Below are 15,355 nucleotides of genomic sequence, written 5' to 3'. Positions count from 1 at the left end.
GCGAAGTCCGTTCGGGCTACCGGGGCGGTCCCGGCGGGTGCTCCGCCGCCGGGACGGGCGGCCGGCGGCCGCGGCGAGCGCGGCGGGCTCAGTCGGACGCGACGAAGGTGCGCGCCAGCTTGTCGTGCCAGCACTGCCGCCACGGCTGGTCGAACAGGCACCACGCCACGTTCACCACACCGACGGCCAGCACACCGAGCACGCTGTAGAGGAACCAGCGCTTGAGCGCGGCGCCCAGCGTCGGGCTGTCGTGGCTCTCGATGTCGAGGACCCGTACGCCGCACAGCTTCTTGCCCAGGGTGCGGCCCCACTTGAGGGTCGGCAGCGCCTCGTAGAGCGCACCGCCGATCAGCAGGACGGCCAGGATCGTGGCGAAGACCGGGGCGGTGGTGCCGTCGACCAGGTAGACCGTCACCTGGCGGCCGGACTGCTTGGCCGCCTCGACCTTGGCGTCGAGGTGGTCGGTGACGGTGCTCCACATGGGGACGGCCACGGCGGCGGTGATCGCGCCCAGGACCAGGGTGTCGATCAGCCGGGCCGCGAGCCTGCGGCCGAGCCCGGCCGGGTGGCCCTGTGCGGCCTGCGCGGCGGCGAAGAAGGGGTCGGAGTCGGTCGGTGGCTTCCAGGGGATGACGCCCTCGGCGCCGGCGCCCTGCGCGGGGAGGCCGGCCGAGGGCGCGGGCGCCTGCCGGCCGGGGTGCTGCTGTGCCGGGCTCTGGGGGGCCGGGTTCTGCTGGGCCGGGTTCTGGTGCGCAGGGGCCTGGTGCGCAGGGGCCGCAGCGCCCTGCTGGCGGCCGCCGACGGACGGCAGCGACTGCGGGGCGCCGCCGCCGGGCGCGGCGGACTGCGGCCGCCCGGCGCCCGCGACGCGGATCGCCATGGTCTCGTTGGCCTTGGCGGGTTCGGCGGGCTGGTCGGTGGTGGGCCGTACCGCGCGGATCGCCGTGGTGCCCTGGTCGCCGGAGGCCGGGCCGCGGCGGGCCGCCGGGTTGACGGCGCGGATGGTGACCGTTCCGTCGGCCGGGGCCTCGGGCGGGCGCGAGGCGGGGGTGGCGGACGAGGGCGTGCCGGGCGCCTCGCCCGCCGCGGCCCCGTCACCGCTCTGCTCGTCGCGCTGTGGCGGCACGGTGCCCCAGGCGGCGGCGCCCGAGGGGGTGCCCGAGGGCGCCTGGTCCGGCGAGCCCCAGGAGACCCGGCGGTCGGCCTCGCCGCCGAAGCCGCTCTGCCGGGAGGCGTCGGCCTGCCAGGCGGAGGCCGGTTCGGGGCTGGTGCCGTGCAGCCGGGCCGGGTCGTCCCAGCTCGCGGCGGGTGCGGCCGCGGCCTCGCCGCCGCGGACCGCGGGGAGCCCGAGGTCGCCGGCCGGCTCCTCGTCGAGGAAGACCGGCCCGGTCTCCTCGACGGTGGCGGGGGCCGGCGGTGCCGTCGCGCCGGGCGGCGGCGCGGGCATGGCCTCGCCTTCGGCGGGGGCGGGCCGGCTGGTGCCCGGCACCCATGCGGCACCGTTCCAGTACCGGATGTAGCCGGGGATGGACGGGTCCGGGTAGAAGCCTGGCGTGGGGCTGCCGCCGGCGGATCCTGAGGTAGGGGCGCTCATGTCCGAAGTCCCGTATCTGTACTCGGCCTGGTGGGTGTGGGCAGCAGTCTGCCGCAACGCGGCGTCCACATCTATCAGACCGCGGGTCACATCGGTGCTCCCGCCCGCCACGACCACCTGGAAGAGGCTGCGGAAAAAAGTTGTACGAAGTCGTGTAAGGGTCCGGTGTCCGGCGCCTCTCTCCTTGTGTGCGGGCCCGTCCCAGGCCCGCGGAGACGACACGAGAGAGGCGGACCTCATGCACACCGTGGTGGAACGAGAGCTGGAACTGGGCCTGGTCCTGTCGCCGGAGCGCAGCATTGCGGTGCCGGCCCGGCTGGCGTACCGGACGGACGACCCCTACGCCGTCCATGTCACCTTCCACGTGGGTTCGGATGCGCCCGTCACCTGGACGTTCGCCCGTGAGCTGCTCGTCGAGGGCGTGTTCCGGCCGTGCGGCCAGGGCGATGTGCGGGTGTGGCCCACGAAGGTGGACGGCCGCAGCCTGGTCTGTATGGCGCTGAACTCGCCGGACGGCGAGGCCCTGCTTCAGGCGCCGGCCGCGGCGGTCTCGGCGTGGCTGGAGCGCACCTTGCGGGTGGTCCCGCCGGGGAGCGAGCAGGGGCATCTGGGCCTGGACAAAGGGCTGAGCGAGCTGCTGGCGCTGACGTCGCGGGACGATCAGTGGCCGGGCGGCGCCTGGTCCTCGGACGAGTCGCCGGAGCCGGGGGCGTAACGGGTGCCCGGGAGGCTTGGGGGGAGTGCGCGATGAGGGCGCGTCCGGTGGGCGGGGGCCGGTCCGGTCCCCGGCCGGAGACCGGGGGCCGGGGCCTCTTCGCGGCGGGGGAGTGCGCCGGGTCGGCCGGGCCGCGCGGCCGGGGGTCAGCCGCGGTAGGCCTCCAGCAGCCGCAGCCACACCTCGCTGATCGTGGGGTAGGCCGGTACGGCGTGCCACAGCCGTTCGAGGGGGACCTCGCCGGCCACCGCGACCGTCGCGGAGTGCAGCAGCTCGCCGACGCCGGGGCCGACGAAGGTGGCGCCGAGCAGTACCTCGCGGTCCAGGTCGACGACCATGCGGGCGCGGCCGCGGTAGCCGTCGGCGTACAGGGAGGCGCCGGCCACCGCTGCCAGGTCCTGGTCGACCACCCGGATCCGGTGTCCGGCCCGCTCCGCGGCGGCGGCGGTCAGGCCCACGGATGCGGCCTCGGGGTCGCTGAAGACGACCTGGGGGACGGCGAGGGTGTCCGCGGTGGCGGCGTGCGCGCCCCAGGGATCGGATTCCAGGATCGGTACGCCCCGGGCCCGCGCGGCGATCGCGGCGCCGGCGATCCGGGCCTGGTACTTGCCCTGGTGGGTCAGCAGGGCGCGGTGGTTGACGTCGCCGACGCCGTAGAGCCAGCCGCCGGTCACGCCCGTCACCCGGCAGCTGTCGTCGACCTCCAGCCAGGAGCCGGGCGTCAGGCCGACCGTCTCCAGGCCGATGTCGTCGGTGCGCGGGGCCCGGCCGGTGGCGATCAGCAGCTCGTCGGCGATGATCTCGTCGCCGGAGTCCAGTTCGACGGTCACGGCGCCGCCCGGGGCCTCCCGGCGCACCTCGCGCACTTCGACGCCGGTGCGCAGGAACGCGCCCGCCTCGGCGAGCGATTCGGCGACGAGGTGGCCGGCGAACGGCTCCATGCGGGGCAGCAGCCCGTCGCCGCGTACCAGGAGTGTCACCGAGGCGCCCAGGGCCCGCCAGGCGGTGGCCATCTCGACGCCCACCACGCCTCCGCCGACCACCACCAGCCGGCCCGGTACTGCCTTGGCGCTGGTGGCGTCGCGGCTGGTCCAGGGGCGGGCCGCGGCGAGTCCGGGGATGGGGGGCAGCACCGCGCGGCTGCCGGTGCACACCGCGACCGCGTGCCGTGCGGTGAGCACCCGGCCGCCGTCGACGACGACCCGGCAGGGTCCGGCCAGCCGGCCCTGTCCGCGGACCAGGTCGATGCCGACCGAGTCCAGCCAGCGGACCTGCCCGTCGTCCTTCCAGTAGGAGGTGAAGGCGTCGCGGTGGGCGAGGACGGCGGGCGCGTCCAGGGGGACGTCGGCGGCCTCCTTGAGGCCGGGTACCCGGCGTGCCTCGGAGCGGGCGGTGACCGGGCGCAGCAGGGCCTTGCTGGGCATGCAGGCCCAGTAGGAGCACTCGCCGCCGACCAGTTCGCTCTCGACGATCACGGCGCTCAGTCCGGCGGCGTGCGCCCGGTCGGCGAGGTTCTCGCCGGTCGGTCCCGCCCCGAGCACGATGACGTCGTACTCCTCATCAAGGGCTCTCCTCGCTTCGGTCGCTGCCATCGGCTCTCGCTCCCTGGGGTGGGCAGAGGTGGCCCGGTGGACGGGCTCCGGCGGTCCTTTCGGCCATCCTCTGCCCAGGGGGCCGTCACCGCATCCGGCGTTCGACCTCTTCCTTGGCCTCGGCGAGGCCGGAGCCGGTCAGCTCGCGGTGCACCTTGATCGCCTGGATCTTCTTGCCCTGTGCCAGCAGGTCGTCGATCTGGGCCGTCCGGGGGTCCTGGGGCTGTTCGACGCCGGCGTGGGCCAGCAGCAGGTCGACCTTCCGCTCCAGCCGCGCAAGGCGGCGGTCGAGGGTCTTGGACCGGCGGTCGGTGGTGGCGGCCACCAGGGCGATGGCGAGGACGAGCAGGGCCAGTCCGGGGAGCGTGGAATCCATGCGGGGACTCTACGAGGCGGGGGGTGCGGGCGGCGGGAGCGGGGGCCATGGACACGACAGGGGGGTGCGCCCCCTGTCGTTCCTGCGACGCGGCGCGGTCAGAAGACCTTCCCGGGGTTCAGGATGCCGCGGGGGTCGAAGACCTGCTTGATCCCGCGGTGCAACTCCAGGCCGACGTCGCCCAGTTCGCGGGCGAGCCACTCCTTCTTCAGGATGCCGACGCCGTGTTCGCCGGTGATGGTGCCGCCGAGTGCGAGGCCGAGCGCCATGATCTCGTCGAAGGACTCGTGGGCGCGGCGCTCCTCGTCCTGGTCGGCCGGGTCGAAGCAGACCAGGGGGTGGGTGTTGCCGTCGCCGGCGTGCGCGCAGACGCCGATGGTCAGGCCGTACTTCTCGGCGATGGCGGTGGTGCCTTCGAGCATGGCGGCGAGCTGGGAGCGCGGGACGCACACGTCGTCGATCAGCATGGCGGGCTTGATCCGCTCCAGGGCCGTGAAGGCGAGCCGGCGGGCCTGGAGCAGCAGTTCGGACTCGGCGGGGCCCTCGGCGGGGACGACCTGGGTGGCGCCGGCCTCCTCGCACAGGGCGCCGACGGCGGCGAGGTCGGCCGAGGGGTCGGGGCTGTCGAAGGCGGCCAGCAGCAGCACCTCGGTGGACTCCGGCAGGCCCATCTGCGCCATGTCGTTGACGGCGCGGACGCTGGTGCGGTCCATCAGCTCCAGGAGCGAGGGGGCGTGGCCGCGGGCCATGATCTCGCAGACGGCCCGGCCGGCCGCGGCCACGGAGGCGAACTCGGCGACGAGGGCGAGCTGTCGGGGCGGGTTGGGCTTGAGGGCGAGGGTGGCGCGTACGACGACGCCGAGGCTGCCTTCGGAGCCCACGAAGAGGCGGGTGAGGTCGTAGCCGGCGACTCCCTTGGCGGTGCGGCGGCCGGTCTTGAGCAGGCGCCCGTCGGCGAGGACGACGTCCAGGCCGAGGACGTACTCGGCGGTGACGCCGTACTTGACGCAGCACAGGCCGCCGGCGGCGGTGCCGATGTTCCCGCCGATGGTGCAGGTCTCCCAACTGGAGGGGTCCGGCGGGTAGTAGAGGCCGTGCTCGTTGACCGCGCGGGAGAGTACGGCGTTGACGACTCCGGGTTCGACGACCGCGAGCCGGTCGACGGGGTTGATCTCCAGGATGCGGTCCATCTTCACCAGGGACAGCACGATGCAGCCGTCGGTGGCGTTGGCGGCACCGGACACTCCTGTGCGCGCGCCTTGCGGGACGACCGGGACGCCCCGTTCCGTGGCCGTCCGCATCACATGCTGGACGTGTGCGACGGTGCGGGGCAGCACGACGACCGCGGGGGCGCCCGCCGCGCAGAAGTTGGCCATGTCGCGGGCGTAGGAGCCGGTGACGTCCGGGTCGGTCAGGACGGCTTCCTCGGGGAGCCCGGCGCGCAGGTGTGCGATGAGGTCCATACCTCAAGCCTCGCATCCGTGGGCCGTACACGGAAGATCGCGTACGGCCCACGGAGCCGACTGGTCACAGGTTGCCGCGGCGCTCCTGCTCGCGCTCGATCGCCTCGAACAGCGCCTTGAAGTTGCCCTTGCCGAAGCCCAGGGAGCCGTGCCGTTCGATCATCTCGAAGAAGACGGTCGGGCGGTCCTGGACGGGCTTGGTGAAGATCTGCAGCAGATAGCCGTCCTCGTCGCGGTCGGCGAGGATCTTCAGCTCGCGCAGTTCGTCGATCGGTACGCGGGTGTCGCCCACCCACTCGCCGAGGGTGTCGTAGTAGGAGTCGGGCACGTCGAGGAACTCCACGCCCGCGGCGCGCATCTGGCGCACGGTGGCGACGATGTCGTTGGTGGCCAGGGCGATGTGCTGCACGCCGGGGCCGCCGTAGAACTCCAGGTACTCGTCGATCTGCGACTTCTTCTTGGCGATCGCGGGCTCGTTGATCGGGAACTTGACCTTCTTGGTGCCGTCCGCGACGACCTTGGACATCAGCGCCGAGTACTCGGTGGCGATGTCGTCGCCGACGAACTCCTTCATGTTGGTGAAGCCCATGACCTTGTTGTAGAAGGCCACCCACTCGTTCATCCGGCCGAGTTCGACGTTGCCGACGCAGTGGTCGACGGCCTGGAAGAACCGCTTCGCCGGCGGCTCGACCACGGGCCGCGCGGCGACGAAGCCGGGCAGGTAGGGGCCGTCGTAGCCGGTGCGCTCGACGAGGGTGTGCCGGGTCTGGCCGTAGGTGGCGATGGCGGCCAGGACGACGGTGCCGTGGTCGTCCTTGAGTTCGTGGGGCTCCTGAAGGCCGGTGGCGCCGTGGGCGACGGCGTACTCGTAGGCGGCGCGGGCGTCGGGGACCTCGATGGCGAGGTCGACGACGCCGTCGCCGTGGGCGGCGACGTGGTCGGCGAGGAAGCGGCCGCGTTCGGTGGTGGGCTTGATGACGGAGGTGAAGACGAACCGGGCGCCGCCGGATTCGAGCACATAGGTAGCGGTTTCCCGGCTGCCGTGCTCCGGCCCGGAGTAGGCGACGCGCTTCATGCCGAAGGCGGTGGAGTAGTAGTGCGCGGCCTGCTTGGCGTTGCCGACGGCGAAGACGACCGCGTCCATCCCCTTGACCGGGAAGGGGTCCGCCTGCCGAGCCGTGCTGGGGATGGTGGGCTGGGTGTGCATCGTGGTGTCTGCCATGGCCGCAGAGTCCCTCCGATCCACAAGATGCGCAATAGTTTCCGAATCTCCTGGGCATTGTGTATAGCGAATGGGCGGTTACTTCGGGCTATCTGTACATGATGACCATCGAAAGCGAAGGAGTCGGCGATGTCGATCGATCATTTGGACGGGGCGCTGCTGGAGCTGCTGGCGAAGGAGCCGCGGATCGGGGTGCTGGAGGCGTCGCGGCGGCTGGGGGTGGCGCGCGGGACGGTCCAGGCCAGGCTCGACCGGCTTCAGTCGAATGGAGTGATCCGGGGCTTCGGGCCGGACGTGGACCCCGCCGCGCTGGGCTATCCCGTCACCGCGTTCGCGACCCTGGAGATCAAACAGGGGCAAGGAGGCGACGTACGGGCGCACTTGGCCACCGTTCCCGAGGTGCTGGAGCTGCATACAACGACGGGACATGGGGACATGCTCTGCAGGCTCGTCGCCCGCTCCAACGCCGATCTGCAGCGGGTGATCGACCGGGTCGTGGGCTTTGATGGCATTGTGCGGGCATCGACGGCGATCGTGATGGAGAACCCGGTTCCGTTGCGGATCATCCCGTTGGTGCAGCAGGCTTCGGGAGACTGACCGACCGAGGAGAGCGACGGGTGAGCTTCTGGGAGTACGTCGAAAACCGGCACGCCCAGCTGTTGATGGACACGTATCAGCACGCCAGCGCGGTCTTCCAGTGCATGGTGATCGCCACCGTGCTGGGGGTCCTCGTCGGGGTCGTGACCTACCGCAGCGAATGGGCGGGCAGCCTCGCCACCACCGCGACCGCCACCATCCTGACCATCCCCTCGCTGGCCATGATCGGCCTGCTGATCCCGCTGGTGGGCCTGGGCGTCGCCCCGACCGTGATCGCGCTGACCCTGTACGGGCTGCTGCCGGTGGTCCGCAACGCCATCGTCGGGCTGCGCGGGGTGGACCCGGCGCTGGTGGACGCGGCCAAGGGCATCGGGATGTCGCGCACCGCCCGGCTCCTGCGGGTCGAACTGCCGCTGGCCTGGCCGCCGATCCTCACCGGCATCCGGGTCGCCACCCAGATGCTGATGGGCATCGCCGCCATCGCCGCCTTCGCCTCCGGTCCCGGTCTCGGCAACGAGATCTTCCGCGGGATCGCCTCGCTGGGCAGCGCCAACTCCCTCAACCAGGTGCTCGCCGGCACCCTCGGGATCGCCGTCCTCGCCCTGCTCTTCGACGCCGTGTACGTCCTGATCGGACGCCTGACCATCTCCAGGGGGATCCGTGCCTGAGCCGACCGGTAAGCCGCACAGCGCCGCCGCCTCGGGCGCGAGCATCCAGCTGGAGAACCTGACGAAGATCTATCCGGGCAACCCCAACCCGGCCGTCGACAACGTCAACATGGAGATCAAGGCCGGCGAGACGGTGATCTTCGTGGGGCCCTCGGGCTGCGGCAAGTCCACCACCCTGAAGATGATCAACCGGCTGATCGAGCCGACGTCCGGCCGGATCCGGATCGGCGACGAGGACGTCACCGGCATCGACCCGGTCAGACTGCGCCGCAAGGTCGGCTACGCCATCCAGGCCTCCGGCCTCTTCCCGCACATGACGGTCGCCCAGAACATCGCCCTGGTCCCCAAGATGACCGGCTGGTCCAGGAGCCGGATCGCCGGCCGGGTCGAGGAGATGCTCGACCTGGTCGGCCTGGACCCCGGCGAGTTCCACGACCGCTACCCGCGCCAGCTCTCCGGCGGCCAGCAGCAGCGCGTCGGCGTGGCCCGGGCGCTCGCCGCCGACCCGCCCGTCCTGCTGATGGACGAGCCCTTCGGCGCCGTCGACCCGATCACCCGCGACCACCTCCAGGACGAGCTGATCCGGCTCCAGCACGAGCTGCACAAGACCATCTGCTTCGTCACCCACGACTTCGACGAGGCCATCAAGCTCGGCGACCGCATCGCGGTGCTCCGCGAGCGCTCGCACATCGCCCAGTTCGACACCCCCGAGGCGATCCTGACCCACCCCGCCGACGACTTCGTCTCCGGCTTCGTGGGCGCGGGCGCGGCCCTCAAGCGGCTGAACCTGACCCGCGTACGGGACGTCGGCGTGGTCGACTTCCCCACCGCCGGGATCGACGATCCGCCGCAGTCCGTCTTCGACCTGCTGGGCGCCGGCGGTCACCACGAGCTGCTGCTGCTGGACCGCAACCGCCGCCCCTACAAGTGGCTGCGGGCGAGCGATCTCGCCCGTGCCCAGGGGTCGCTGGCGCGGGCCGGCACCCTGGTCGCCGACACAGTGACCCGGGACGCGACGCTGCGCGACGCCCTGGAGGCGGTGCTCACCGACAGCGCGGGCCGGGTCGCGGTCACCGGGCGGCGCGGCGAGTTCATCGGGGTGGTCGACATGGAGACGCTGATGAACAACGTCCATGAACTGCTGGAGGCGGACCGCCTGGAGGCCGCCGAGCAGCAGCACCGGCTCCAGGAGGAGCGCAGCCACCGCACCCAGCAGGAGCAGGAGGGCCTGGGCGGCGCGGGCGGCGGCGAAGGCGCTGCCGGGAGCCGGGCGTGAGCGCCGGCGACGACGGGGCGCGGCCAGGCGGGCGCCGGCCGAGCACCCATGAGGCCCTCGCCTTCCGCGACGACGTCGAGATGGAGCAGCGGGAGGTGGCGTCCGGTGAGGCGCCCACTCCCTCCGCGCCGCCCGGTGAGCGCCGGATCAGCTGGCAGAAGTGGACCTTCATGCCGGCCTTCCTGCTCGTCGCGCTGCTGGCCACCTGGCTGTGGTTCAACGGCGCCGAGCTGGACTCCATCGCCCACCAGGCGGTGGACGACGGCAAGGTGTGGCTGGCGCTGCGCCAGCACATCGTGCTCACCGTGGTCTCCACGTTCTTCGTCCTGGTCATCGCGATCCCGCTGGGCATCGCGCTGACCCGGTCCCGGCTGCGCCGCGCCACCCCCTTCGCGATGGCCCTGGCCAACCTCGGCCAGGCCGTGCCCGCCCTGGGCCTTTTGGTCCTGCTCGTCATCTGGCTGGGCATCGGCCCCCGCGCGGCGATCGTCGGCATGGTCCTCTACGCCGTGCTGCCGGTCCTGGCCAACACCATCGCGGGGCTGCGCGGCATCGACCCGACGCTGACCGAGGCGGCCCGGGGCATCGGCATGTCCGCCACCGGCGTCCTGACCAAGGTCGAACTGCCGCTGGCCGTGCCGCTGATCCTGGCGGGCGTGCGGACCGCGCTGGTGCTGAACGTCGGCACCGCGACGCTGGCCACCTTCGGCGGGGGCGGCGGCCTGGGCGATCTGATCTCGGCGGGCATCGTCACCCAGCGGATGCCCGTACTCGTCCTGGGCTCGGTGCTGACCGTGGCGCTCGCCCTGCTCGTCGAGTGGCTGGCCTCGCTCGCCGAGCTGCTGCTGCGGCCGCGCGGGCTGGAGGTGGCCGCATGAGCGCCCGCCGGCGCCGGGCCGGCCGGCTCCTTTGCGCCGGGGTGCTGCTGGCGGCCCTGGCCCTCGGCGGCTGCGGGCTGGTCAGCGGCAGCGCGATGACCGACAACGTCCTGCCGGGCCCGCACGCCGGCTACCGGGACCGGCCGCTCGGCGGGGCGCAGCTGACCGTGACCTCGAAGGAGTTCACCGAGCAGATCGTCCTCGGCCAGATCATGGGCCTGGTCTTCGAGGCGGCCGGCGCCAAGGTCATCGACAAGACCAGCATCCAGGGCTCGATCGGCGCGCGGGAGGCCGTCAAGTCCGGCACCGCGGACGCCGCGTACGAGTACACCGGCACCGGCTGGATCACCTACCTCGGCCACACCACGCCGGTCGTCGATCCGCAGGAGCAGTGGCGGGTGGTCCGCGACGAGGACCGGAAGAACGGCGTCGTCTGGCTGCCGCCCTCGACGCTGAACAACACCTACGCGCTGGCGCTGAGCCCCGCCGACGCCGCGAAGTACGGCACGAAGACGCTCTCCGACCTGGGCGAACTGCTGAAGAAGGACCCCGGCGCGGTCACCTTGTGCGTGGAGAACGAGTTCGCCACCCGCAACGACGGGCTGCCCGGGATGACCCGGAAGTACGGGATGAGGATCCCGCCCGCCCAGGTGCAGCGGATGGCCGCCGGTGTCATCTACACCCAGATCGAGCAGGGCGGCAGCTGCACGTTCGGCGAGGTGTACACCACCGACGGCCGGATCAAGGCGATGAATCTGCGTCTGCTCGCCGACGACCGGCACTTCTTCCCCAACTACAACGCCGCCCCCGAGATCAACGCCGCGTCGCTGAAGAAGCACCCGGCCATGGCCGAGGTGCTGGGCCCGGTCACCAAGGCCCTGAACAACACCGTCGCCCAGGAGCTCAACCGCAGGGTCGACGTGGACGGCGAGGACCCGCACGAGGTCGCCAAGGACTGGCTGCTGCGGGAGGGGTTCATCAAGGAGGGGTAGGGACACCCCCTTGGCGCGAGGGGCCGCTGCCGGCTGGCCGGCTCAGCAGCTGGGGAGCTTGCCGCCGGCCCGCAGCGCCTTCAGCGCGTCCACCGCGCCGTCGAGGGTGGTGACCGGGATCAGCCGCATCCCCTTCGGCAGCTCCGCCCGCGCGTCCGCGCACTCCTTGCGGGGCACCAGGAAGACCGAGGCGCCGTCGCGGTGCGCGGCCTGCGTCTTGAGCGGTACACCGCCCACCGCCCCGACCCTGCCACCGGCGGTGATCGTTCCCGTACCGGCGATGGTCCGGCCGCCGGTCAGATCATGGCCCGCGCCGTCCCCGTCGAGCTTGTCGACGATGCCGAGGGCGAACATCAGCCCGGCGCTGGGCCCGCCGACGTCCGCGAGGCTCAGCTTGACCTTGATGTCCTTGGGCGACTTGCCCAGCTGGTCGAGCGCGGCGGCGGTGGCGGTGTCCTGGGAGTGCTCCATCTGCTCGGCGTTGTGCTCGGCGATCTCCTCGGTGCTGTCGCCCACCGGGTAGACCGCCTCCCGCGGCATCACGGCCTCGTCGTGACGGAACCAGGCCTTGGCGATGTCCGACAGATGGACCGAGGCTTCCGGGCCGGTGGCGACGATCGAGGTCATCCGCAGCTGCCCGCTCGTCCCGCGGGTCCGGGCACCGGTGACGGTGATCACCGGTTTGCCCTTGTCGTCGCCGAGGACGTTCGCCGTCATCCCCGGATACGCCACCGAGTACGGCAGCGGGGCGAGGATCGCGGTGACGACGAGGGCGAGGACAAGGGCGGTGCAGAGCGCCAGGGCGCGAGCGCGTGAGGACACTCCGCCACCCTAATTGACCCCCGCCCCACCAGGCCCTTACGGCGCTACGGGCTCACCGCACGGCCACGGGGCCTTCACACTCCGTGGACGCGGGCGGATGCCGGGGCCGCCGGCACGGTCACCGTGCGGGGGCCGCCGGCCTCACCGCAGCGCCTCGGACACCTCCCGGGCCGCGTCGACCACCCGCGGGCCGATCCGTTCGGAGACGTTGTCCGCGAGCATCACCACGCCCACGCTCCCCTCGATCCCGCTCACCCCGAGCAGCGGCGCCGCCGCACCGCTGGCGCCGGCCTCCAACTCGCCGTGCGTCAGGGCGAGTCCGGCGTCCTGGAGCCGGCCCTGGCGGGCCTTGAGGATCGCCCGCCCGGCGGCCCCCCGGTCCAGCGGATGGCGGAAGCCGGCGCGGTAGGCGACGTGGTAGTCGGTCCAGGTCGGCTCGACGACGGCGACGGCCAGGGCCTCCGTGCCGTCGACCAGGGTGAGGTGCGCGGTGGCCCCCACGTCCTCGGCGAGCGAGCGCAGGGCGGGCAGCGCCGCCTCTCTGACCAGCGGATGCACCTGACGGCCCAGGCGCAGCACCCCCAGGCCCACCCGGGCCCGGCCGCCGATGTCGCGGCGCACCAGGGCGTGCTGCTCCAGTGTGGCCAGCAGGCGGTAGACCACGGTGCGGTTGACGCCGAGCTTGTTGGACAGCTCGGTGACGGTCAGCCCGTGGTCGGTGTCGGCGAGAAGTTTCAGGACGCGCAGTCCACGGTCGAGTGTCTGGGAGGTCTCTGCGGTCACGACGCCCCTCCTGGGTGAGTGGCGGCACTCGGACGCGACGCGCTGCGGGTCCCGGAGCAGCGCGCGCAAGAGGCCGCCGGCCGCATGGCACCGGCTGCGCTCCGCGGCGGCGCTGCCACGGGGCGTGTGCGTGACCGGGACAGTAGCGAGCCAGTCCGGTCAGCGGAAGAGTCCGTCCAGAATCCGGGCTTCCACGCCTGGAATATCCTGATTAGCCCGCTCATGAGGGCGTGTTGTGCTTCAGCCTGGGCCAAAGGTCACGGGTCCGTCACCGCACACGAAGCGGGTGGCACCCCGCGTCCGCGGAGCACCACCCGCACGGCGGGGGACGCGCTCAGCGCATCCGCGTCGCCCACTCCCGTACCTTCTTGATCCGCTCGCCCAGCTGCCCGGCGGTGGCCTCCGCGCTCGGCGGCCCGCCGCACACCCGGCGCAGCTCGGTGTGGATCACGCCGTGTGGTTTGCCGCTCTGGTGGACATACGCCCCCACCAGCGTGTTCAGCTGCTTCCTCAGCTCCAGCAGTTCCTTGTGCGTGACCACCGGACGCCGCTCGGCCGGGATCTCCAGCAGATCCGCCTCCGCGTCCGGCTTCTTCCTGCTGTGGGCGATCTGCCGGGCCTGCCGCTTCTGCAGCAGCATCTGCACCTGGTCGGGCTCCAGCAGCCCGGGGATGCCGAGGTAGTCCTGCTCCTCCTCGCTGCCCGCATGGGCCTGCATACCGAACTCGGCACCGTCGTAGAGGACCCGGTCGAAGACCGCCTCCGACTCCAGCGCCTCGAAGGAGAACTGCTCCTGCTCCCCGGTGTCCTCGTCCTGCTCCTTGTTCGCCTCCTCCATCTCCTTCTCGGATTCGGCGTACGGGTCCTCCTCGCCGTCCTTCTTCGGCTTGTCGAGCACGTGGTCGCGCTCGACCTCCATCTCGTTGGCGAAGCCGAGCAACGTGGGAACGGTGGGCAGGAACACCGAGGCCGTCTCACCGCGCTTGCGCGAGCGGACGAAGCGCCCCACCGCCTGCGCGAAGAACAGCGGCGTGGAGATGGTGGTGGCGTACACCCCGACCGCCAGGCGCGGCACGTCGACGCCCTCCGACACCATCCGCACCGCCACCATCCAGCGGTCCTGCGAGTGCGAGAAGTCGTCGATGCGCTGCGAGGCACCGGAGTCGTCGGACAGCACGAGGGTGGCGCCCTGCCCGGTGATCTCCCGGATCAGCTTGGCGTACGCCCGCGCCTGCTCCTGGTCGGAGGCGATGACCAGCGCGCCGGCGTCCGGAATGGACTTGCGGACCTCGGTCAGCCGCTGGTCGGCGGCCCGCAGCACGTTCGGCATCCAGTCGCCGCGCGGATCCAGCGCCGTCCGCCAGGCCTGCGAGACCGCGTCCTTGGTCATCGGCTCACCGAGGCGGGCCGCTATCTCGTCGCCGGCCTTGGTCCGCCAGCGCATGTTGCCGCTGTAGGAGAGGAAGATGACCGGCCGGACCACGCCGTCGCCCAGCGCGTTGCCGTAGCCGTAGGTGTAGTCGGCGGCCGACCGCCGGATCCCGTCGTTGCCCTCCTCGTACGTGACGAAGGGGATCGGGTTGGTGTCGGAGCGGAAGGGCGTACCGGTCAGCGCCAGCCGCCGGGTGGCCGGCTCGAACGCCTCCAGGCACGCCTCGCCCCAGGACTTCGAGTCGCCGGCGTGGTGGATCTCGTCGAGGATCACCAGCGTCTTGCGCTGCTCGATGCGGTTGCGGTGCAGCATGGGCCGCACGCCCACACCCGCGTAGGTCACCGCGACGCCGTGGTACTCGCGGCCCAGCGGCCCGGCGCTGTACTCCGGGTCGAGCTTGATCCCCACCCGGGCCGCCGCCTCCGCCCACTGCTTCTTCAGATGCTCCGTCGGCGCGACGACCGTGACCTGCTGCACGACGTGGTGGTGCAGCAGCCACGAGGCGAGGGTGAGCGCGAAGGTCGTCTTGCCGGCCCCGGGCGTCGCCACGGCGAGGAAGTCTCTGGGCTGGCTCTGGATGTAGCGGTCCATGGCCGCCTGCTGCCAGGCGCGCAGCTTGTTCGCGGTACCCCAAGGGGCCCGGCCCGGAAAGGCCGGGGACAGGTGATGGCTGTTGGTGGCGCTGGTGGTGGTAGTCACGGTCTCCGTCGGCTGGGTCGGCGGTCGGCAACCGCGCAAGCCTATCCGCTGCGCTTGGCCGGCTTCCCACGTTGTCGGCTGGCCCGCCGTGGGGGTGTGTCGCCGTTGCGCGATGTCCGCTGCGCGGGGCTTTCGGGTGCCGGTGACGGGCCGGAGGGGCAGGGGTGTGGGACTGCTGCGCTTTACGTCCCACACCCCCTCCCCCACAGGCAAGACCCTACCACGAGGTGGGGGGAGAGGGGAGAT

The 15,355-nt window shown here is 72.3% G+C and carries 14 protein-coding genes; 6 read left to right on the top strand and 8 right to left on the bottom strand.

Annotated features, from left to right (window positions below):
* Nucleotides 1-88: 88 nt before the first annotated feature.
* Complete coding sequence (locus ACZ5XZ_RS29825; RefSeq protein ID WP_468983456.1) at nt 89-1,594, bottom strand: RDD family protein; 1,506 nt, start codon at nt 1,592-1,594, stop codon at nt 89-91.
* 238 nt (nt 1,595-1,832) lie between these two features.
* Between ACZ5XZ_RS29825 and ACZ5XZ_RS29820 the strand changes: the two genes are divergently transcribed.
* Nucleotides 1,833-2,309: an SsgA family sporulation/cell division regulator gene (locus tag ACZ5XZ_RS29820; RefSeq protein WP_468983454.1), complete on the top strand. Its 477-nt coding sequence runs from the start codon at nt 1,833-1,835 to the stop codon at nt 2,307-2,309.
* 146 nt (nt 2,310-2,455) lie between these two features.
* Here the strand turns inward: ACZ5XZ_RS29820 and ACZ5XZ_RS29815 are convergent, their stop codons facing one another.
* The 4 genes from ACZ5XZ_RS29815 to hppD form a co-directional block, all read right to left on the bottom strand.
* Nucleotides 2,456-3,901 (bottom strand): dihydrolipoyl dehydrogenase family protein, encoded by a 1,446-nt coding sequence (locus tag ACZ5XZ_RS29815; RefSeq protein ID WP_468983453.1) that lies wholly within the window; start codon nt 3,899-3,901, stop codon nt 2,456-2,458.
* Between the two features lie 85 nt (nt 3,902-3,986).
* Entirely contained in the window at nt 3,987-4,277 is a 291-nt protein-coding gene (locus tag ACZ5XZ_RS29810) for a ribosomal protein L7/L12 (protein ID WP_468983451.1), read from the bottom strand.
* A 98-nt stretch (nt 4,278-4,375) separates the two neighbouring features.
* Complete coding sequence (locus ACZ5XZ_RS29805) at nt 4,376-5,740, bottom strand: FAD-binding oxidoreductase (RefSeq protein ID WP_468983449.1); 1,365 nt, start codon at nt 5,738-5,740, stop codon at nt 4,376-4,378.
* Nucleotides 5,741-5,804: 64 nt separating this feature from the next.
* Nucleotides 5,805-6,962: a 4-hydroxyphenylpyruvate dioxygenase gene (hppD, locus tag ACZ5XZ_RS29800; protein ID WP_468983446.1), complete on the bottom strand. Its 1,158-nt coding sequence runs from the start codon at nt 6,960-6,962 to the stop codon at nt 5,805-5,807.
* A 129-nt stretch (nt 6,963-7,091) separates the two neighbouring features.
* Here hppD and ACZ5XZ_RS29795 point away from each other — a divergent pair, with 129 nt between their 5' ends.
* The 5 genes from ACZ5XZ_RS29795 (at nt 7,092) to ACZ5XZ_RS29775 (ending at nt 11,373) form a co-directional block, all read left to right on the top strand.
* Nucleotides 7,092-7,559 carry an Lrp/AsnC family transcriptional regulator gene (locus ACZ5XZ_RS29795; protein WP_468983444.1) on the top strand — a complete coding sequence of 156 codons (468 nt, stop codon included), beginning with the start codon at nt 7,092-7,094 and terminating at the stop codon, nt 7,557-7,559.
* Between the two features lie 20 nt (nt 7,560-7,579).
* Nucleotides 7,580-8,227: an ABC transporter permease gene (locus ACZ5XZ_RS29790; RefSeq protein WP_384440624.1), complete on the top strand. Its 648-nt coding sequence runs from the start codon at nt 7,580-7,582 to the stop codon at nt 8,225-8,227.
* Between the two features lie 49 nt (nt 8,228-8,276).
* The gene (locus tag ACZ5XZ_RS29785; protein WP_468983551.1) at nt 8,277-9,503 is read left to right on the top strand and encodes a betaine/proline/choline family ABC transporter ATP-binding protein; all 1,227 of its coding nucleotides are present in this window, start codon (nt 8,277-8,279) and stop codon (nt 9,501-9,503) included.
* 80 nt (nt 9,504-9,583) lie between these two features.
* Nucleotides 9,584-10,381 carry an ABC transporter permease gene (locus ACZ5XZ_RS29780; RefSeq protein WP_468983549.1) on the top strand — a complete coding sequence of 266 codons (798 nt, stop codon included), beginning with the start codon at nt 9,584-9,586 and terminating at the stop codon, nt 10,379-10,381.
* Nucleotides 10,378-11,373: a glycine betaine ABC transporter substrate-binding protein gene (locus ACZ5XZ_RS29775; protein WP_468983442.1), complete on the top strand. Its 996-nt coding sequence runs from the start codon at nt 10,378-10,380 to the stop codon at nt 11,371-11,373. Before ACZ5XZ_RS29780 ends, ACZ5XZ_RS29775 begins: the two co-directional genes overlap by 4 nt.
* Before the next feature lie 42 nt (nt 11,374-11,415).
* Here ACZ5XZ_RS29775 and ACZ5XZ_RS29770 read toward each other — a convergent pair whose 3' ends face one another.
* The 3 genes from ACZ5XZ_RS29770 to ACZ5XZ_RS29760 form a co-directional block, all read right to left on the bottom strand.
* The gene (locus tag ACZ5XZ_RS29770) at nt 11,416-12,195 is read right to left on the bottom strand and encodes a S16 family serine protease (protein ID WP_468983440.1); all 780 of its coding nucleotides are present in this window, start codon (nt 12,193-12,195) and stop codon (nt 11,416-11,418) included.
* Nucleotides 12,196-12,336: 141 nt separating this feature from the next.
* Nucleotides 12,337-12,978, bottom strand: coding sequence for an IclR family transcriptional regulator (locus ACZ5XZ_RS29765; protein WP_399146955.1), 642 nt, complete (start codon nt 12,976-12,978; stop codon nt 12,337-12,339).
* A gap of 334 nt (nt 12,979-13,312) precedes the next feature.
* A complete protein-coding gene (locus ACZ5XZ_RS29760; RefSeq protein ID WP_384440612.1) occupies nt 13,313-15,109 on the bottom strand; it encodes a DEAD/DEAH box helicase in 1,797 nt (598 codons plus the stop codon).
* Between the last annotated feature and the right edge of the window lie 246 nt (nt 15,110-15,355).

This window comes from Streptomyces sp. NPDC033270 (genome assembly GCF_055576575.1).
This window is presented reverse-complemented; position numbering and strand designations above follow the sequence as displayed.